The organism is Pedobacter africanus, from assembly GCF_040548825.1.
Classification (GTDB): domain Bacteria; phylum Bacteroidota; class Bacteroidia; order Sphingobacteriales; family Sphingobacteriaceae; genus Pedobacter; species Pedobacter africanus_A.
In genome coordinates, this window is sequence record NZ_JBEPSL010000001.1 from 189,430 (window position 1) to 207,743 (window position 18,314).

Sequence of the window (18,314 nt, forward strand, 5' to 3'; positions counted from 1 at the left end):
ACAACATATTAAACTTAAACCTATGACTGAATTAGAGGGGCAGCTGCTTGCAGAGCCAGATAAAAAGAAACAAGCCATACCAGTAATTAAGCGCCGGGTAGAAACTGTGCCAAGGATTGGGGTTTTTGGGGTTGGCTATGTGAAATACTGGAGCCAGTTTGAAGGACTGTACGATCAGATGATGGAAAAGCAGGAAATCCTGCTGGGAAAGCTGCGTAAAAATAAAGTAGAAGTGATTGATTTCGGAATGGTTGACGAGGTGAGCCGTGCATATGAACTTTTGCCAAGGTTAAAAGCTGCCAATTTAGACCTGATCTTTTGCGACATGCTTACCTATGCAACCTCCAGTACATTTGGTGTAATCATTAAAAACATGGATGTCCTGGTTGTGCTGGTAGCGCTGCAGCCAGACAGTGCTTTAGATTATAACAACGCCTCTACTCATTTGCAATTGTATAACGACGATATCTGTGCTTTGCCCGAGTTTGCCGGTGTGGCAGTCAGGATGGGCAAAAAAGTGCCTGATATGATTATAGGTACTCTTCATAATGATCCCGGCTCGGAAGCTGAAATTGCTGAATATTGTAACATTGCAAGGGTATTGCATGACTTAAAAACAGCGAGGATTGGTCATATTGGTCATCCTATAGAAGCCATGCTGGATATGCATTCTGATGCGACCATGCTTACTGCACATTTTGGCCTGCACATTGTACAATGCGAGGCTAACGAGATTGTGGCCAAATATGAAGGGATTGCCCCTGCGGATGTGGAAGCAGAGAAAAAACGCATACTCGAATTCTTTGATACGCCCGATCCGGTATCAGACCCTATTTCAGAAAAATTAAAAGAAGCTGATCTTGAAGTAGCCGCAAGGGTTTCGGTTGCACTAGAGAAATTTGTAGAGGACAAAAATCTGGATGGTCTGGCCTATTATTATGAGGGCGAAGACAACAGTACTACCAGGCAGGTGATGACCAATTTAATTGTAGGCAATTCCCTGCTCACCGGGGCAGGTTTCCCTATGTGTGGAGAATCGGACCTGAAATGTTGCATCGCCATGTTTATTATGGACCGGCTTGGAATAGGGGGCAGCTTTGCTGAATTTCATCCCGTGGATTTTAGTGAAAACTTTATACTGGTAGGACACGATGGCCCACATAACATTACCATTGCCCAGGGAAAACCAATACTACGCAGTTTAAAAAAATACCATGGTAAGCCAGGTTTTGGTGCAGGTGTAGAATTTAAAATTAAAGAGGGGCCAATTACCATGCTTTCCATTACTTCTACTTACGAGGGGAAGTTTAAATTTGTTATCGCCGAAGGGGAATCTGTTGAAGGACCTATACCACCTACAGGAAATACGAATACCAGGGGCTTTTTTAAACCGGATGTACGTACCTTCCTTAAAAAATGGGTGAAAGAGGGGCCAACACATCATTTTGCGCTCGGAGTAGGGCACCATGCAGAGACAATTAAAAAAATTGGTGAATATTTAAATATAGAAGCGGTAATTGTTTAATGAAATTAATCAGCTATTTTTTTCTGGCTTTAACCGGTACCATTTTTTATAGCTGTTACAGCATAAAAAACAATAGTTCACCTGTTCCTGCCAATACACTAAAAGGTAAACCTTTTGGGACAATTACTCTTGAAACTTCATTAAAGCCATTTAAGAAGAATGATAAGGCCTATATCAAAAGTGTGGCTACTGAAATGTTTACACAATGGGCATCTCTGTTAAGACATGCCGATACAGTTGCCATTATGCTTTGGGCCTCAGATGGATCTGAAATACTGAATTACAGCGGTAAGCCAGGCCAGTCACTGGAATGGGCCAGATACATCGGTAACCCAAATACCAAACATGCTGTCGGTTCGGGCCCTAAGGAACTCTCCCTGCATGAACGGGCATATCTTTATATGGATAACCCGCCTAACTTTACCTATAATGACCTCAAACTGATCATTAAAATTTTAAAGGAAACAGGTACCAGGTTAACCGGTAAGCCCGTTAGGATAGGCTCAACATTTGACCCGGGGCCGGAATTTGCCCGTTCGGATTTTAAATACAAAAAACACCCTGAAATTTTACTGGGCAATGCTATGGGTACCAAATCCTTTGTAAACTGCTACTCAGTATTGAACGCAGACAAGGAATCTTATGCCGGTTTTCCGAATGGAATTGAAGCGAACACCCCATTTGGTAAGTTTTTTGGGAGGCAAAGCCGGCATTTTTTAAAAGATATGGGTTTTGATTACCTGTGGCTCAGCAATGGTTTTGGCTTTGGGATGGAAGCATGGTCGTCTAAAGGAGCCATATTTGACGGCAAAGCATTTGACACAGGGAAACTGGCAGAAGTGCAGACTAAGAATCTCGATTTTTGGAAACTCTTTCGTACAGAATGCCCTGAATTTCAGATACAGACCAGGGGTACCAATCTTTCCACAGGTACCGACCTGGCCAGGGACGGGGTAGACCTGAGGGGAATTTACAAAGGCGGCTTTAACCTGTTGCCCCCACCAAATTCGCCATGGGCAGCTTTGGATGGTGACTTCGGTATGGAGCTGGTGGGCTATATGTCCAGAATTTCTGAATTGCCCGATAGCCGGTACCTGTTCAGGTATTATATACATGATCCCTGGTGGGTAAACAGCCCATGGTTTGACCGCTATGGTGCTGAGCCACACGACATTTATATGCCTATGGCCGTGAGCCGGATTGATGCTGAGGGAAGGGTAACTTTACCCAGTCAGCTGAATTTCCTGTCTATCGACAATTCTTTCGGAAATATGCCTGCGCAGGTTCCTGATGAGGTTATCCCGCACATCCTCAAAGCCCGCTATGATGCCCCTTCTGCCCCTGGCCCGTTGGTGTGGGTTTATCCTTTTGACGAATACCACGACTGGACCTACCAGGAAAAGGACCGTTTAAAAGAAGTGTATTTTGGAGACTGGTTTATCCGGCAGGCGATTAACAATGGATTTCCGCTTAACACGGTTATTTCCACTGGCTCTTTTAACAAGCTGATTCAAGACAAACCAGCTTATTTCAGGCAATCCGTACTGCTTACCGTTGTTCCTTCTGCGGGGTCGGTATTTGAAAACGAACTGATCCGTTTTATAGAGAACGGGGGTAAAGTGATGGTGTATGGCCCGGCCGATCATGGGAGTGAAAAATTTCTGGAACTGCTTAACCTTAAAAATATTGCACCATTGGAAGGGGAGTTCAACATCGATACTGATTTGCAGGCCGATCAGCTGGAACAGGCTTATCCAAAAAAAATGCTCCATCAGTCGCTGTTTTCTGCAGGTGGCATCCGTACGGTATTAAAAAATAAAACTGAAAGTACCACGCATGTATTGATGCGTATGCAGCAGGGAGCAGAAAGCAGGGATGGCCTGTGGAGCAGGGCCAAACAGGATTGGAATGGCGGAAAACTTATTTACATACGTGGTACCAGTTCCAGCAGTGCTAAAAATGAAAAACTGCTCACACCAGACAATCCCGCTCTTTGGGCAACAGGTCCTTTATATCTCCGCTATGCACTGCAGGAATTCGGGTATTATTTCCTGGTTGCCAAACAAAGTCCGCTAATCAAAAGCCCGGTGTTAACGGTCGCCAGAAGCAACAATGCTTTTTACTTTTCAGGTTATGTTCCCGGAACAACGGCTAAACAGCTTTTTAAGTTTCCTCAGGGTGCGCCTTTACTTACGGGATACGAAACCATGCTTAAAAATGGGGCCAGCACTTACCATTTACCTACGGCATGGCATAAAGAGTGCCGTGTATTTGTCCTGCAAAATGATGGTATCATATCCGTAAAGGAGACCTATCCCGGAGATGCCCAGGTAAGCAGAAGAATAGAGATCAGGGGACTGAAAAACGCTGATTTAAGGGTGTTTCCTGATGAGGGGACCACCAAAGAAAAACTGCAGGCTTTCCCTGGGACGAGCTATCCATGGAGAGGACAAAAAATAGACGTCCAGCAGGGAGAAGAAAAATTCGGGAACAATTACCTGATAAAGAATGTGACCGGTACCCTGGTGCTGGCCTGGTAAAACCTTTGCTATTTAAACGATGAAAGAAAGACTATTATTTATATTGATGATGCTTACAGTTACTGCCCCCTGCACAGCGCAGGTGGCTATTCCTTCCGCTTATCTCAATGACATCAAAACTGAAATGGGTAAACAGTGGCCAAAAAACAGAACTATTAATCTGGTTTTTCATGGGCATTCGGTGCCTTCGGGCTACTGGGCCAATCATGAGGTGCATACACTGGAATCCTATCCTTACCTGCTGCTGAAGAGCTTAAAAACCCTGTACCCTTATGCTGTGATCAATGTGATTACAACTTCCATTGGTGGCGAAAACGCAATAAAGGGCGAGGCCCGTTTTGTGCAGGATGTATTGCCCTATAAGCCGGATGTATTGTTTGTTGACTATGCACTGAACGACCGTGCTGCCGGACTGGAAAAAACAAAGGAAGCATGGGAAAAGATGATCCAAAAGGCACTGGAGGCAAAAATTAAGGTTATCCTTTTAACACCTTCTCCCGATACAAGATCCGATATTTTTGCAAAGGACAGCAAAAGCTTGTCGGCCCATGCAGATCAGATCAGAGCACTTGCCGCAAAATATCATATTGGCCTGGCCGATCCTTTTAACTTATTTCAGGAAATACAGAAGAAAGGGCAAATGGCAGAATATATGTCGCAGGTTAACCACCCTAACCTGAAAGGGCATGAGATAATCAGCGGAGAGCTGATGAAGTGGTTCAGATAATTATTTACTTATTAAAAATCATTAATTTTAAGAAATTTTAACCTTATGAAGCCCAAGTTTATCAGCATTAGTGAAGAGATCATTGAGAAAATAAAAGATGGGGAACTGATGCCCGGAGATAAGGTGCCTTCTGAAAACGAACTCATCAATACCTACAAAATAAGCAATACTACTGCCCGGAAATGTTTGCTTGAGATCGAATCAAAAGGTTATGCAAGACGAATAAAAGGAAAAGGTACCTTTGTGTTGAACAGGACCGTAGAACATCAGCTGGTACGTACACTTGGTTCTATACATTCAACCAGGCGTGGATTTAATGAAGGGATCAAAGCAGAAGGTTTTACCCCCAAAAATATCATCATTGAAAAAACAGTGCTGAACGAAGGCATCTCTTCTGATATTGTTGGAAAACATTATATCATAGATGGACCGGTGTTAAAAATACGCCAGCTTAGGTATGCAGATGATATTTTGATGAAAGATGAGACCAGGTATGTATCCTTAAAGTTATGCCCAAAAATTGACCGTTTGTCTACCGAGATTTCCTATTTTAAAACCTACGAAGAAGAATATAAATTAAAGATCTCGGATATTAAGCAAACTTTAAGCGTAGATATTCTTGAGGCCTCATCAGCTTTAAATAATTTCGAGGTAGACAGGCAGATTCCCGTTTTTATACTGGACAGTGCTGTGTTGTGTGATGGCGAAAAGGTTGTCGAAATAGAGCGCTCCTTTTACCGGGGCGACAAATACAAATTCGCCATTATGGCCAGTCCGGAATACGATGTGAGTCCTACCTTTAATTTAAAAAAATAAGCAGCTGCTTATTTTTTTTTGCTTCACCCTTTTTCTGCGGCTAAGTCATCTATTATGTAAAGACAACCAAATATTTATTTCGTATGAATCAAAAATCTTGTAGCTGGCATTCCCTCTTGCTTATTGCCCTTGTTCTGCTCACAGACCTGCCTGCTCGTGCACATCTTTTTGTACAACAGGAAATCATTAAAGGAAGGGTAACGGACGATAAAGGCGGCCCTATGCCTGGGGTTAGTGTGGTCATAAAGGGTACACAGAAAAGGACACAGACAGACGGGAATGGCAATTTTTCTTTACCGGTTACAGACCGCAATCTGCTTGTCCTGGTATTTTCGTATGTAGGTTTCCAAACATTGGAACTCCCAATAACAAATCAAAAAGAGCTGAAAATACAAATGAAATCGGCCACAGGATCCCTGGATGAGGTTGTAGTAGTGGGGTATGGAACTGTAACCCGCAGAGACCTTACCGGCGCGGTGGCTTCTGTAAGCGCAAATGACCTGAAAGATATTCCCATTTCCTCGGCAGCAGATGCACTGGCGGGCCGTTTGGCAGGTGTACAGGTTACCTCATCAGAAGGTGCACCAGGTTCAGAAACCAATATCATTATCCGCGGAGGTGGTTCCATTACACAAGATAATGCCCCTTTATATGTGATCGACGGTATGCAGGTAGAAAGTGGCCTGACCGGCATTTCACCGCAGGATATTGAATCTGTTGATGTATTGAAAGATGCATCGGCAACAGCTATTTATGGTGCCAGGGGCGCAAATGGCGTAGTGGTTATTACCACAAAAGGAGGAAAAGACGGTAAAACAGTTGTAACGCTGAACAGCTTTATGGGCATTAACAAATTGTCGAATAAATTAGGGGTAATGGCCCCTTATGATTTTGTAGAATACCAGTACGAAAGAAGCAGGGGGAATGTGAATGCCGAGACCAGTTTTGCACGGAAATATGGCTCTTATTTTGATACCCTGGCAGTCTATAAAAATACACCTGCCATTGACTGGGAACAGGAAATGTTTGGGAGGAATGCATTCATGCAAACACATAATTTTTCGGTATCAGGAGGTAGTAAATCCACTACATTTAACCTGAGCCTTACCAAAAATATACAAGACGGGATCATGTTAAACTCTGATTTTGACAGGAACATTGCCAATTTAAAACTTGACCATGTAGCCAGCAATAAATTTAAGATCGGCGCTACAGTAAGGTTTGTTTCACAGGATGTAATGGGCGCAGGTACAAGTGCGGCCGGACAAACGCAAACTTCAAGATTAAGGCAAACCATTAAATACAAGCCTTTCATCAGCAATGTTAACCTCGGTATTGAAGACTTTGACCAGGCTTACTACAATGAGACCAATGCAGTAGGAAATGGAGTGTTTATTATCAATCCAATCGCTTTAAATAAAGCCGAATACAGAAGCAATGCCAGTAAAGGGGTAAATGTGGCTGGCTATGCCAATTACAGCTTTACAAACTACCTGTCTTTCAGAACAACCGCCGGCTATGATTACAATAACAATCAGGCCGATTCCTTTGACGATATCAATACACCCGGATCGATATTTTATGGACTTGGCCTTCCGGTTGCAGGAGTCATCAATACGCAAAAAACGGTACTGAACGTATCAAACGTATTGAATTTTTCGAACGCAAAAATCAATACACGCTTCAATAAAAATAATGCAATAACTTTTTTACTGGGGCAGGAAATTTATGAAACCAATGTGCGTCAAAACAATGCTCAGTTAAATGGTTTTCCATCAGGGATCACGGCAGATAAGGCACTTGGGCAGTTGAACCTGGGCACTATGCGTACCGGGTTTCCGACTTCGCTGATTTTAGAAAGCAAAATTTTGTCTTTCTTTTCAAGGGCAACTTACGCCTATAAAAGTAAATATCTGGCTGCATTTTCTGTCAGAACAGACGGATCAACAAAGTTTGCACCCGGTAAGCGCTGGGGCTATTTTCCTGCTGCATCCCTCGCCTGGAGAATTTCGCAGGAGAAATTCATGAAACCCCTCACCTTTGTTTCTGATATGAAACTGAGGCTTAGCTGGGGAGAAGCCGGGAACAACCGGATTGACGACTTTCTGTACCTCTCAGCATTCCAGACCAATTTATTTCCTTATGGTTTAAATGATGTAATGCAGCCAAGCTATACGGTTACCAGGCTGGCCAACCCAAATTTGAAATGGGAAAAGACCATTTCCAGAAATATCGGACTGGATGTTGGCTTACTGCAGAACAAACTTCAGTTTACATTCAATGCCTATCAGAACGATGTAAAGGACCTGCTCATCCCGGTTCCTATTCCGTCCAGTTCTGGTTATGCAGCCCAATTACAAAATGTTGGTTCGACCAGGAACAAGGGGGTTGAACTGCAAATGGAAGCCAATGTCATTGCAAAAAAAGATTTCAACTGGAAAACCAATTTCAATATCTCTTACAACGAAAACAAGATCCTGGCCCTTTCCACTTATCAGAAATCTTACCTCCAGGGTTCCGGCTGGGGTATTTCAGGCCAGCCAGACTATGCTGTTAGTGTTGGGCAGGCAGTAGGTGCCATGTATGGCTTTGTCAGCGATGGTTATTATAAAACTGAGGATTTCAATTATGATCCGCTAACCAAAATTTATAGCCTTAAAACTGGTGTGCCCGATGGCCTGGATGCAGCAGGTGTTTCCCAGCCCGGCAGCATTAAGTTTAAAGACATTAACAACGATGGCGTAGTAAACCAGAACGACCGGACAATCATTGGTAATGCCAATCCGAAATTTTCTGGTGGGATTAACCAGCAATTCAGGTATAAACGATTTGACCTGAGTATATTTGCCAATTTTGTAATTGGCAATGACATTATGAATGCCAATAAGGTAGAATTTACCAACGGCTTTGTGACAGATAACAACATGCTCGCGATTATGGGGAACCGCTGGAAAACGATTGATGGCCAGGGTAACCTAGTCCAGACTACTGCAACCGTAGCCGGAAAACAGGTAGCCATAGGCGAAGCCCCTGAAATACTTGACGGGATAAATAAGAATGCAAACATCTGGCAGCCTTTAAAAGGTACAGGAGCCTATTCCTTACACTCCTGGGCTGTAGAAAATGGCTCGTTTCTGCGTATTAATAACATTACCTTAGGGTACAACTTTTCTTCAAGCCTGCTTTCAAAAATAAAGGTGAAATCGTTGCGGCTATATGGTACGGTAAATAACATTGCGGTCATTACGAATTATAGCGGATATGATCCTGAAGTCAATGCGATAAGAAATTCGCCGGTTACAAGAGGAGTAGACTATTCTGCTTATCCTAGAAGCAAAGCTTATATATTCGGACTTAACCTAACACTTTAATCAATTCATAGCATTATGAAATTACAATACTACACCCGTTCAATTGTGCTTATGCTAATAGTTGCATCTGTATTGATTCTACCCTCATGTAAGCGCTACCTGGATATTGAACCACAATCATTTTTTGATGAAAGTTATACCTTTAGTACAGTTACTACGGCTACCAGCGCTGTAATGGGCGTTTATGGAAGACTTACCGGAGAATCTGCCTATGGCTCCCGGCTTTCCTTAATTTATCCCGTTGATGCGGATGATTTCCTTGCCTTCGGTAATACTTCATCAGGTGGAGGAGATAATGGGGCTAAAGCAATTGCCAGATATAATGCGGCACCTGAAAATATTCAGTTAGAAAGGCCATTTAACCAGCTTTTTAGTGGTATTGAGAGTGCTAATATCTGCATTAAGAATATTCCGAAAATGGACCTGTATACCAATGGTACAGCCGCTGATATCAGATCATTAAAGCGGTTACACGGTGAGGTCCTGACTTTAAGAGCACAGTTTTATTTTGAACTGATAAGGGTTTGGGGAGATGTTCCCGCACAATTTGAACCTTCTGCGGATCAGACAGATCTGTTTAAAACAAAGACGGATAGGGACAGCATTTATAACAGGATACTAGACGATCTTAAAATTGCAGAAGAGCTGGTCCCATGGAGAAAGGAACCGGGGATTGCTATAGATGAGCGGATCACTAAAGGAGCGGTAAAGGCTATCCGTGCAAAGATTGCGCTGTTTTGTGGAGGTTATTCGCTAAGAAGGAATTCAGGTGTAATGGAAAGGAGGGCCGACTACCTCGAATATTATAAAATAGCGAGAGACGAATGTAAGGACATCATTGATTCAAAACAACATGCGCTTAACCCAAGTTTTGAAGCTGTTTTTAAAGACAATATAGATGCGCACAAAATAGAAACTAATGGAGAAGTAATTTTTGAAGTTGCACTGGCGGGAGGCCTGAACACAACAGATGGAAGGTTAGGTAATTCTGACGGGCCTAATGTCGGTGCCAATGCAGGCGGTGGTGGGGTAAGGGTTTTACCAACTTATTATTACTCCTTTGATGTGCTGGATTCAAGAATGCCTGTAACCATCGCGGATTATACGATTAACCCCAGTAACAATAAACTTGGGGCAGTATTGCCGGCTGCCGCTTCTGGTAAATTCAGAAGAGACTGGATTTCGAATCCTGTTGTAGATTTGAAGTCTACGGCCTCATATTACGGTGTAAACTGGCCAATAATCCGTTACTCGGATGTATTATTAATGTTTGCTGAGGCAGATAATGAAATTAATTCAGGGCCAGGGACCGATGCCATTAACGCGGTGAACAGCGTTCGTCAGCGAGCCTGGGCTAGGGGGATCAAAACTATAAATGTAGTAAATGGCGGGGCAGGCTATACAGCCATCCCCGCGGTAACCATTACCGGAACTGGAACAGGCGCGGCGGCGGTGGCCAGTGTCTCTGGTGGAAAGGTGGTAAAAATAACCATCATAAGTGTTGGCGACAATTATACAGCAGCTCCGGTTATTTCTTTTACAGGAGGAAACGGAACCGGAGCCACGGCTACCGCTACAATTTTGACAAATAAAGCTGAAGCAAACCTAACGGCACAACAGACCGCCGATAAGGATGCGTTTTTTGATGCGATTGTAAATGAAAGGTGGTTTGAATTCGGAGGAGAGGGAATTCGTAAGTATGATTTGATCAGATGGAACCTTTTGGATCAGAAAATTACAGAAGCGAGAACGAATCTTACCAAGATGCTGAATAAACAGGCCCCATATCAAAATCTGCCACAGGTGAGGTTTTACAAAAATACTTCACCAACACTAATCTGGCAAAACTCCATGTACGAGCCAGCCCCGGCAGCCGCATTAACTGGTTATACTTCTGTGAGCTGGATCGCAGCCCTTTCGGCATTGTATGTTACGAATGTAGCGGAACTTTATCGGCCTAACCATGGTGAACTTCTCCCTTTGCCGAGAGCAGTGATTGATGCCAATCCTAGGTTAAGTCAGGATTACGGGTATTAATGTTTTTTGAGAAAGAACCCTAAGTGCATAATTTGATTGAAAAAATTATGCACTTAGAAATAAAATTTGTATTATAGTATTGTAATTGTAACCAAATATAAACCCCGTAAACGATGCCGATAGCCTAGTTTTTATAAAACTCAACACAGTATGCAGCAGGATCATACACCAAAATGTACGATCTTTTTTAATGTTAAAATAAACTTAGTGCGTTAAGTTAGTTTAAAAATGTTAAAGTTAGCTCGTATTCAACCTTTGAGTTTATAAAATCCGGCGGCAAATGTTTACTTGATAAGCCAAATGATATGAGAATAAATGACGACTTAATCTTATTGCTGTTAAAGGACGGTAATAAAAATGCATACGAGCATTTGTTTCAAAAGTATTATCATACACTCAGGTCTCAGGCCTGTATGCTCCTTAAGGATAGTATGGAAGCTGAAGACCAGGTTCAAGATCTGTTTATAGAAATAATGGATAAAAAATTGGCTGATAAAATCAATTCAAATTTAGGTGCTTATCTTAAAACCTGCTTATATCATAAATGCCTTGTGGTATTAAATAAAAAGAAGAGAAGGCAGTACCAGATTGAACAGTATAGGTTAGGCTGTGATGATCTGGTTTATAATGATCAGCTTGAGCACCGTGAATCGGAGCGCTCAGTGTATCAGTTGCTCAGAAACCTTTCTGTCCAAAGATTAAATGTATGTAAGTTGGTTTATCTGGAGAAAAAGAAATATAAGGATGCTGCTGTAGAAATGGGAATTACCATAAACTCTGTTAAAACACACCTCAGATTGGCCAATAAAGCTTTAAGAGAGGAGCTTGAAGGATCCAAATCTTATGTGATGAACGTATTGTATGCCTAATTTTTTGTCTTCTTTGACTTAGTGCGTTAAGGTCTGTTTTACCAGACTTACCCTATGCTGATTATGCTGTCTCATCATATGCAATTTCCAGTTTATCAATTGCGCTGTAAAAACGGGATTTAGCTAAAAAAGCGTTTGATACTAATCATTGGATAAATTCTTACCTTTAAAACATCTACTTTACTGAAAAATATAAATGAGAGAGATTATCGCTTTAATTGTCCTGGTGTTCATGTTTGGGCTAACTAAAGCGCAAACTCACCGGGAGGATCTGGAAATTCATTGGCCGAAGTCGGAGGGTTGGAAATTGGATGAGAAATTGTCAGTCCAGACAGATTTTTCCCGACGTCATTATAAATGGGATGTTAAGGGAGAAAATAAGGAGGGCTGGCAAAAAGTGGTATTGATATTAAGTGATGACATCACAAAAAATACTAAGCCTTTGGACAGCATTGATGTGTCTCATGACTTATTAAAAGACAAAGGGATTCGTTTTACGCTCCTGTCTGAAAATAAAAATAGCCTTAATCCCTATAGACTGATCAGCCTGGAAAACCGGACGCTGAAATCTGAACAAATACCAGTTTCAACCCTAATTTATATCATAGATGGCAAGACTTGCCGTCATATGGTCCTGGTCTCTATGAAAGCAGTAAAATTTTCAGCTGATTTTTTGAAACAATGGTCAGAAATTTTGTTAGGTAGCAGGATCATTCCCTCAAAAGATGGGAATTTTGAACTTACCAAAGATGCTTATATTGACTTTAAGGCGCATAATGAGGTTAATGAATTTTATGTTACTGCCAATTTTAAATCAGATCAGGTGCAGCATTTGCTTACGGGGCAATCTGCTAAAATTGTGGTTGATGATTTTCCTGAACTTAGCTTTTCAGGTAAAGTGACGGGAATCAGTAGTTTAAAAAATCAACTTCCTTTTGTTGCTCCGGATAACCAAAGCGGAAATTATGTGAAAATGGAGCAAAGGATTCAGGTGGTGATTAAAGTGGAAATACCGCCAGCGGATAAGGATAAGTTTAAAAGTCGCATGAGTTGTACGGTCATTGTGGCTACAACCCCATAAAATGACATTGTCGAGTAGGCTAAGATGGTTAATGTGTTAATAATTTAAGGAATAAATGGAACAGCGTCAAACGGTCAATTGGGAGGTAAGGCTAGAGGAAAATATTCCTTTGACCGCGGATGAGATAAATGAGATGGAGCGGGGGCATAAAGCTATGTTGAGAATGATTGCCCTTACTATTGCCCTTGGTATGGTTTTTATGGGCGTGATTGCTGTTTTTTCAGTGAAGAAAGAGACCCTGGATGGGCTGGACTATGAGGATTATTTCGCTTTTTTGTGTGTGGGATTGTCGTTTTTTTGCTTTTGTTATCTGATGGCCTGGCTTTGTATTCAGTATTTCAAGTACAATTGGAGGAAGGATAAATCATCGGGGAAAAATAGATTATCGACTGTAGTTGTTGACCGGGATAAGACAGAACATGCGGAATACCTTACTTTTGAGGGGCCGGCTCACAAAATCAGGATTGAGGTTGACCTCGAAGATTACCAACGTTATCCAGTGGGTTCTAAAGTGTTGGTAACTTATCTTAAATTCAGTAAGAAGGCGCTTAATATTAAAACCTGGGTGTAACTACGATTAGCGTAACCGGGGAACTAAGAGGCCTGTTACTGCACAGGCCCTGTACAGCACTTTGCTGTAGTCAATAGTAAAGTTTGGCGATACACCGGTAATGGCGCGTTTCAGGTTGTAGCCTACGCAGGCGTTCACTGCCGACATTGCCACGTCGTAATCGGCAAAGCCTGGTTTTACCAGTTTACTGATGCGGTTTAACCAGCCGTTCATCAATCCAAATTTAAAGCGCTGATCCAGCATCGGCTGGGTTGGCGGCACTGACGATTTGTGGGGTTTAATGGCAAAGATGTTTTTTCCTTTAACCCAACGCCCAACGTTGTTACCGGTTTTTCCGGTGAGGTCGCAAAACGGACCTGCAAATAGTTTTCCCATTGTAATAGGTTTTAAAAATTAATAAATCTGTTAACTCGTTGAACTTGGCCAAACCAACAGCACAAACGTATTTACATCATTTATAAAAACCTAACAATCAAGCCTTACCTTCCGGAGATTGCCGAACATTTGCCGGAGCACCGGAAGCAGTTTAATAGGAACAACATTTAAATAGTGAGAATTAATAGTGGCCTTTTAAGGAGTAAACACTAATTACATTCTCAGTGGCATCGTATATAATCCGATGCTCAGAATTAATTCTTCTCGACCATTGTCCGGAAAAATCATACTTTAAGGCTTCAGGTTTACCTATACCTTCATATGGATGTTTGATCATATCAGCCAGAAGCTGCTGAATTTTCTTTTGAATGATTTTGTTACCAGATTTTTTCCATTACTCAAAATCCTCGACGGCTTTTTTGTAGAAAACTATTTCCACAGATCATCAATATCAACTCTAACACCTTTTTCTCCTGCTTCCCTTGCTTTTATACCAGGTAAAACTTTTGCCACAAATTCCGGATCATAAGGACTTTTTTCAGACTTGAAATCAATCTTCAACGCTTTCATAAAAGCCTTAATAGCAGCCAGCTGCTCTTTGGTTTTTGGTTGTACAATTAGCGTTTCCATACTACAAAAATAGCAAATATTCTGCCAATAAGACAATCACTGGCTTCCAGGTAAAAATTTACACTGCCGCGTTTGTGGCAAATTTCTATTAGATGTTGCTATTTTCTGTAAGTTCATGAAGCTTTTGCTGCAGCAGTCTTTTGTCCGGTAGCTGCGTTTTTTAGGGTAGTCCGTCATCCTGAATTTATTTCAGGATCTCCGCACTTGCTATTCCAATTCGTCAAATAAATCTTTCCAGTTTGGATTTAAACTTTTAATAAGGTTTATCTTCCAAGATTTCCGCCAGTTCTTTACTTGCTTTTCTTTAGCAATAGCTTCTTCAATTGAACTAAACTGCTCAAAATAAACAAGTTTATTACAGTTATACTTTGCGGTAAAAGAATCTGGATAATACTTTTCTTTATGCTCCTTAATCCTAAAGTACAAGTCTGAAGTAACACCTACATAAAAAACTGTTGAATAGGTATTAGTTAAAATATAAATGCAACCCCCTCTTTCCATATACTATGCAGCATTTTTAATTGTGTCTTCGGTGGTGACACAATTGACAAGTCTGAGTAGGTTTCATAGAATTGCTTCATCCTATACAAACCCCTGCGATTAAATCCCTTCAATTCAGGATGGTTTTTACCAATGTAGTTAGCTAATTCAGTCACTGTCTTATCCCCCCAATTTGTTAGGGCAAGTTACGATTGAATATATGCCCCAAGGTTTTTATCAGAATTCTTCTTACCCTTCCATTAACAAGAATGTACCCTGGATTGATCAGCAAATTAAGAAGGATGCTAATTAGCATCCTTCTTAATTTGTTTTTTTTATCTTGTAAAAAAACATTTCCAATCAGGCATACCTTATAAAATTTTTCGCCATGTTTTGAAATTGGAAATTCAATATGGCGACATGGGCTTTTTAGTATTCCGGCCAGACTGAAGAATTTGCTGGAATGGCGTGTGGCTACGAGGGCATTTCTGGATAAGCCGGTGGGCTTTGTGACTGCCTCTACTGTTGGTCAGTTTACCGAACCTGAGTTGAAATTGCTTAATTAATTGTAAGTTTTAATCATTAAATTTAGAAGTGAATGGCACTTTGAATACCATTGCTTATAATTAAATGCCTTTAGGATCATTTAGTTTCAAAACCTGACTGAGACTTTTTGCCAAGCCTTTTTCCGGCAATTTTGATGTCCTTTATATTGGTTTCACTAAGGGCAAGTTCCAAAATTTCTTTTTTAAGATTTAGCCTGTCTAATACGCTTATTAGAAATAACTCTTCTTTTTTGTTTGAGAAATTATTGTTTATGATCAGTTCAATTATACTTGAAAAAGTATCTATCAGTTCTTCCTTCCCAACAAAATCCGCATCCCGCTCAGTGCCTTTTAAAGACATCGAATCTAATATTATATCCATCAGATGTTTGCTTTCCTTGTGATCTATCTGAATTGAATCTCCCAGTTTTTCTAATTGTAATGTTGTCATCTTAAATTTCCCTCATGGTTATTAACGTTTGCTTGCCTTCCTTAGTTATACCTACAACATTAAATGATCTGCCTGCTTTAAATAACACCTCTTTTTCATTAGATGGGTTGTGTATACCAAATTTAGCAATTTTTTCTATTTCTTTCCCGGTCTTCGATAAAATGACGAACAACGTATTTTTGTTGTAACCCATAGCTATCAGCCTTGATTTACTGGTAGATATAAATGCGAATTCCTTAATGGGTTTACCCGAATCATGAGCATGGATGTATTGCTTAAGTTCAAAGGGTGTTAGTTCTACACATCTATAAACCAAGCCCCTAAAATTATCAAGTTTAGCCAGGCAATAATCAACTGCCGTACCAAGGCTTGTAATATTCTTACCTTTTGATGTTCTTAATAACTCATTAACCCCCTCATACCCATCTTCTGAATATTTATAAATCACAGCTTTCTCGTATAAACTTAGCTGTGGTAATTCGTTATTACGTTCGCTTATTTCTATTTCACGCAGTTCCTGTTGCAGGTATTCCTTTGCGTAACGTTCTGCTTTATTCAATTTATCCTTTTTATACGAACTTAACTGACAACTATCTAAAAACCACAAAAAGCACCAAAATTATTTTTTTCTGTTTTTTCCTTATAGAAAAGTATAGCGACATGAGGGGCAATAGGCTCCCTGTCGTCGGTATAATATGAAACGGAAACCTAAAGCTGATGAGGGAATAGAATATGAAGCATTTTTGGTTAAAAGAATTATTTCGTAATTTTGATGGTATGAAAGCGAGGGAGTTAAATAAAGAAAGTGTACCAGCAGTGCGGGTTAATAAGGCTTTAAATAAGTACAAGGATCTTCCTATTTTTCAATCTAAATTAGATGAGGCCAACGAAACATTACGTACTGTTGGCTTACCTAAACTAAAAAAGTAGCAACAAAAGCTAGTAGCCCGTTACCCCCTCATCAGTTTCAACACACTGGCTTCCAGGTAAAAATTTACGCTGCCGCGTTTGCGGCAAACCAGCTTGCTTTTGCGGGTATATTCGTACAAGGTACGGTCAGATATGCGCAGCATTTGTTTAACCGTTGCGCTATCCAGCCAATGGTCTTTTTCTGCTGCTTTTTTCATTTCAGCCAAATACGCCCGTTGTTCCTCAAAATAGAGGAACAGCAAACGTTCTATCCGAAGTAAAATGGCTTTGGTCATTGCGCATCCCGTTCGTATATATCAATCAGCCTGCCCTGCAGGCGTACCAGCCTTTGCTCTGCCAGAAGCATAAACCCTGTATCAGCAAAAAGCTAATAATGGCTAACAATACCAGCAACCAAATACTTTGGTCTACTTGCCCGGCTGTGCTGTCATTATACAACATCACCTTCTGGGCAGTAAACCATACCATCACCAGCACTATGGCCATCAGGTAAGGTTCTATTTTCCTAACCGGCTCCCCATTAGCCAAAGCCAATGAAAGGTACGCTTCTACGTTGTCACCACTCCAATCCGGCGGCAATTGCAAACTGTAGGCCAGGGCCGACCTTACCACTATGCCTTGCAGGGTAACAAACTTATCCTTATCCGTGTTATACACCATAAACGTCACCTTATCCGTAGGTTTTGAATTGGTGTCGCCAGTAACCGCCAGCCAGCTGTAATCCAGCTTGGCCGCTGTGGTAGTGGCTATCAAAGGGTTGTTTGGTAAATCCAGTTTACCCCGGCTGTACAGCACTTTGCTGTAGTCAATAGTAAAGTTTGGCGATACACCGGTAATGGCGCGTTTCAGGTTGTAGCCTACGCAGGCATTCACTGCCGACATTGCCACGCCGTAATCGGCAAAGTCTGGTTTTACCAGCTTACTAATGCGGTTTAACCAGCCGTTCATCAAGCCAAATTTAAAGCGCTGATCCAGCATCGGCTGGGTTGGCGGCACTGACGATTTGTGGGGTTTAATGGCAAAGATGTAAAAACCTAACAATCAGGCCTTACCTTCCGGAGATTGCCGAACATTTGCCGGAGCACCGGGGAAGCAGTTTAATAGGAACAACATCTAAATAGTGAGAATTAATAGTGGCCTCTTTTAGAGAATAGACTATTTCCACAAGTCTTCGGTAGCTATTTTTACGCCTTTACCGTTTCTTATTTCTTCTTCAGCTTCCAAAATCATTTTTACAGATTCCGGATCATAAGGACTTTTTTCAGACTTGAAATCAATTTTCAACGCTTTCATAAAAGCCTTAATTGCAATTAATTGCTCTTTGGTTTTTGGTTGTACAATTAGCGTTTCCATACTACAAAAATAG

The 18,314-nt window shown here is 41.2% G+C and carries 18 protein-coding genes and 2 pseudogenes; 10 read left to right on the forward strand and 10 right to left on the reverse strand.

Features of this window, described 5'->3' with window-relative positions:
- Nucleotides 1–22: 22 nt before the first annotated feature.
- From ABIE26_RS00770 to ABIE26_RS00810, 9 genes are all read left to right on the forward strand, one after another.
- Nucleotides 23–1,525: an L-fucose/L-arabinose isomerase family protein gene (locus ABIE26_RS00770; protein ID WP_310141167.1), complete on the forward strand. Its 1,503-nt coding sequence runs from the start codon at nucleotides 23–25 to the stop codon at nucleotides 1,523–1,525.
- On the forward strand, nucleotides 1,525–4,065 hold the full coding sequence (locus ABIE26_RS00775) for a hypothetical protein (RefSeq protein ID WP_310141165.1): 2,541 nt from the start codon (nucleotides 1,525–1,527) through the stop codon (nucleotides 4,063–4,065). Before ABIE26_RS00770 ends, ABIE26_RS00775 begins: the two co-directional genes overlap by 1 nt.
- Nucleotides 4,066–4,084: 19 nt before the next feature.
- Nucleotides 4,085–4,792, forward strand: coding sequence for an SGNH/GDSL hydrolase family protein (locus ABIE26_RS00780; RefSeq protein WP_310141163.1), 708 nt, complete (start codon nucleotides 4,085–4,087; stop codon nucleotides 4,790–4,792).
- A gap of 45 nt (nucleotides 4,793–4,837) precedes the next feature.
- Nucleotides 4,838–5,608, forward strand: a complete 771-nt coding sequence (locus ABIE26_RS00785) for a GntR family transcriptional regulator (protein WP_310141162.1) — start codon at nucleotides 4,838–4,840, stop codon at nucleotides 5,606–5,608.
- Nucleotides 5,609–5,691: 83 nt separating this feature from the next.
- Entirely contained in the window at nucleotides 5,692–8,979 is a 3,288-nt protein-coding gene (locus ABIE26_RS00790) for a SusC/RagA family TonB-linked outer membrane protein (protein WP_310141161.1), read from the forward strand.
- Between the two features lie 15 nt (nucleotides 8,980–8,994).
- Nucleotides 8,995–11,016, forward strand: coding sequence for a RagB/SusD family nutrient uptake outer membrane protein (locus tag ABIE26_RS00795; RefSeq protein ID WP_310141158.1), 2,022 nt, complete (start codon nucleotides 8,995–8,997; stop codon nucleotides 11,014–11,016).
- Nucleotides 11,017–11,321: 305 nt separating this feature from the next.
- Entirely contained in the window at nucleotides 11,322–11,885 is a 564-nt protein-coding gene (locus ABIE26_RS00800; RefSeq protein ID WP_310141156.1) for a sigma-70 family RNA polymerase sigma factor, read from the forward strand.
- Nucleotides 11,886–12,081: 196 nt separating this feature from the next.
- A complete protein-coding gene (locus tag ABIE26_RS00805) occupies nucleotides 12,082–12,966 on the forward strand; it encodes a hypothetical protein (RefSeq protein ID WP_310141153.1) in 885 nt (294 codons plus the stop codon).
- 55 nt (nucleotides 12,967–13,021) lie between these two features.
- Nucleotides 13,022–13,537, forward strand: a complete 516-nt coding sequence (locus tag ABIE26_RS00810) for a hypothetical protein (protein ID WP_310141150.1) — start codon at nucleotides 13,022–13,024, stop codon at nucleotides 13,535–13,537.
- A gap of 6 nt (nucleotides 13,538–13,543) precedes the next feature.
- On the opposite strand, the gene ABIE26_RS00815 is transcribed toward ABIE26_RS00810, so the two are convergent.
- From ABIE26_RS00815 to ABIE26_RS00845, 7 genes and pseudogenes are all read right to left on the reverse strand, one after another.
- Entirely contained in the window at nucleotides 13,544–13,912 is a 369-nt protein-coding gene (locus ABIE26_RS00815) for a DUF6266 family protein (RefSeq protein ID WP_310141147.1), read from the reverse strand.
- Between the two features lie 181 nt (nucleotides 13,913–14,093).
- Nucleotides 14,094–14,294 (reverse strand): annotated as a pseudogene (locus ABIE26_RS00820) (Txe/YoeB family addiction module toxin); the annotation flags it as partial.
- 47 nt (nucleotides 14,295–14,341) lie between these two features.
- Nucleotides 14,342–14,542, reverse strand: a complete 201-nt coding sequence (locus ABIE26_RS00825) for a DUF2683 family protein (protein WP_310141143.1) — start codon at nucleotides 14,540–14,542, stop codon at nucleotides 14,342–14,344.
- Nucleotides 14,543–14,749: 207 nt separating this feature from the next.
- Nucleotides 14,750–15,043, reverse strand: coding sequence for a GIY-YIG nuclease family protein (locus ABIE26_RS00830; protein WP_310141140.1), 294 nt, complete (start codon nucleotides 15,041–15,043; stop codon nucleotides 14,750–14,752).
- Nucleotides 15,013–15,204, reverse strand: a pseudogene (locus ABIE26_RS00835) (DUF1016 N-terminal domain-containing protein); the annotation flags it as partial. The gene ABIE26_RS00830 and the pseudogene ABIE26_RS00835, both read right to left, overlap by 31 nt.
- Before the next feature lie 460 nt (nucleotides 15,205–15,664).
- On the reverse strand, nucleotides 15,665–16,018 hold the full coding sequence (locus ABIE26_RS00840) for a hypothetical protein (protein WP_310141137.1): 354 nt from the start codon (nucleotides 16,016–16,018) through the stop codon (nucleotides 15,665–15,667).
- A gap of 1 nt (nucleotide 16,019) precedes the next feature.
- Nucleotides 16,020–16,577: an ADP-ribosyltransferase gene (locus ABIE26_RS00845; protein WP_310141135.1), complete on the reverse strand. Its 558-nt coding sequence runs from the start codon at nucleotides 16,575–16,577 to the stop codon at nucleotides 16,020–16,022.
- 173 nt (nucleotides 16,578–16,750) lie between these two features.
- On the opposite strand from ABIE26_RS00845, the gene ABIE26_RS00850 reads away from it, so the two are divergent.
- A complete protein-coding gene (locus ABIE26_RS00850) occupies nucleotides 16,751–16,948 on the forward strand; it encodes a hypothetical protein (protein ID WP_310141131.1) in 198 nt (65 codons plus the stop codon).
- 20 nt (nucleotides 16,949–16,968) lie between these two features.
- Here ABIE26_RS00850 and ABIE26_RS00855 read toward each other — a convergent pair whose 3' ends face one another.
- The 3 genes from ABIE26_RS00855 to ABIE26_RS00865 all read right to left on the reverse strand — a co-directional run bounded on the left by ABIE26_RS00855 (nucleotide 16,969) and on the right by ABIE26_RS00865 (nucleotide 18,301).
- Nucleotides 16,969–17,223 carry a hypothetical protein gene (locus ABIE26_RS00855; RefSeq protein ID WP_310141129.1) on the reverse strand — a complete coding sequence of 85 codons (255 nt, stop codon included), beginning with the start codon at nucleotides 17,221–17,223 and terminating at the stop codon, nucleotides 16,969–16,971.
- Nucleotides 17,224–17,248: 25 nt separating this feature from the next.
- Nucleotides 17,249–17,989, reverse strand: coding sequence for a DUF6266 family protein (locus tag ABIE26_RS00860; protein ID WP_310141126.1), 741 nt, complete (start codon nucleotides 17,987–17,989; stop codon nucleotides 17,249–17,251).
- 114 nt (nucleotides 17,990–18,103) lie between these two features.
- The gene (locus tag ABIE26_RS00865; protein WP_310141124.1) at nucleotides 18,104–18,301 is read right to left on the reverse strand and encodes a DUF2683 family protein; all 198 of its coding nucleotides are present in this window, start codon (nucleotides 18,299–18,301) and stop codon (nucleotides 18,104–18,106) included.
- Between the last annotated feature and the right edge of the window lie 13 nt (nucleotides 18,302–18,314).

What these genes read in the sequence shown, in the direction of transcription:
- ABIE26_RS00770 (WP_310141167.1), top strand. Translation starts at nt 23, where the DNA reads ATGACTGAATTAGAGGGGCAGCTGCTTGCAGAGCCAGATAAAAAGAAA.
- ABIE26_RS00775 (WP_310141165.1), top strand. Translation starts at nt 1,525, where the DNA reads ATGAAATTAATCAGCTATTTTTTTCTGGCTTTAACCGGTACCATTTTT.
- ABIE26_RS00780 (WP_310141163.1), top strand. Translation starts at nt 4,085, where the DNA reads ATGAAAGAAAGACTATTATTTATATTGATGATGCTTACAGTTACTGCC.
- ABIE26_RS00785 (WP_310141162.1), top strand. Translation starts at nt 4,838, where the DNA reads ATGAAGCCCAAGTTTATCAGCATTAGTGAAGAGATCATTGAGAAAATA.
- ABIE26_RS00790 (WP_310141161.1), top strand. Translation starts at nt 5,692, where the DNA reads ATGAATCAAAAATCTTGTAGCTGGCATTCCCTCTTGCTTATTGCCCTT.
- ABIE26_RS00795 (WP_310141158.1), top strand. Translation starts at nt 8,995, where the DNA reads ATGAAATTACAATACTACACCCGTTCAATTGTGCTTATGCTAATAGTT.
- ABIE26_RS00800 (WP_310141156.1), top strand. Translation starts at nt 11,322, where the DNA reads ATGAGAATAAATGACGACTTAATCTTATTGCTGTTAAAGGACGGTAAT.
- ABIE26_RS00805 (WP_310141153.1), top strand. Translation starts at nt 12,082, where the DNA reads ATGAGAGAGATTATCGCTTTAATTGTCCTGGTGTTCATGTTTGGGCTA.
- ABIE26_RS00810 (WP_310141150.1), top strand. Translation starts at nt 13,022, where the DNA reads ATGGAACAGCGTCAAACGGTCAATTGGGAGGTAAGGCTAGAGGAAAAT.
- ABIE26_RS00815 (WP_310141147.1), bottom strand. Translation starts at nt 13,912, where the DNA reads ATGGGAAAACTATTTGCAGGTCCGTTTTGCGACCTCACCGGAAAAACC.
- ABIE26_RS00825 (WP_310141143.1), bottom strand. Translation starts at nt 14,542, where the DNA reads ATGGAAACGCTAATTGTACAACCAAAAACCAAAGAGCAGCTGGCTGCT.
- ABIE26_RS00830 (WP_310141140.1), bottom strand. Translation starts at nt 15,043, where the DNA reads ATGGAAAGAGGGGGTTGCATTTATATTTTAACTAATACCTATTCAACA.
- ABIE26_RS00840 (WP_310141137.1), bottom strand. Translation starts at nt 16,018, where the DNA reads ATGACAACATTACAATTAGAAAAACTGGGAGATTCAATTCAGATAGAT.
- ABIE26_RS00850 (WP_310141131.1), top strand. Translation starts at nt 16,751, where the DNA reads ATGAAGCATTTTTGGTTAAAAGAATTATTTCGTAATTTTGATGGTATG.
- ABIE26_RS00855 (WP_310141129.1), bottom strand. Translation starts at nt 17,223, where the DNA reads ATGACCAAAGCCATTTTACTTCGGATAGAACGTTTGCTGTTCCTCTAT.
- ABIE26_RS00865 (WP_310141124.1), bottom strand. Translation starts at nt 18,301, where the DNA reads ATGGAAACGCTAATTGTACAACCAAAAACCAAAGAGCAATTAATTGCA.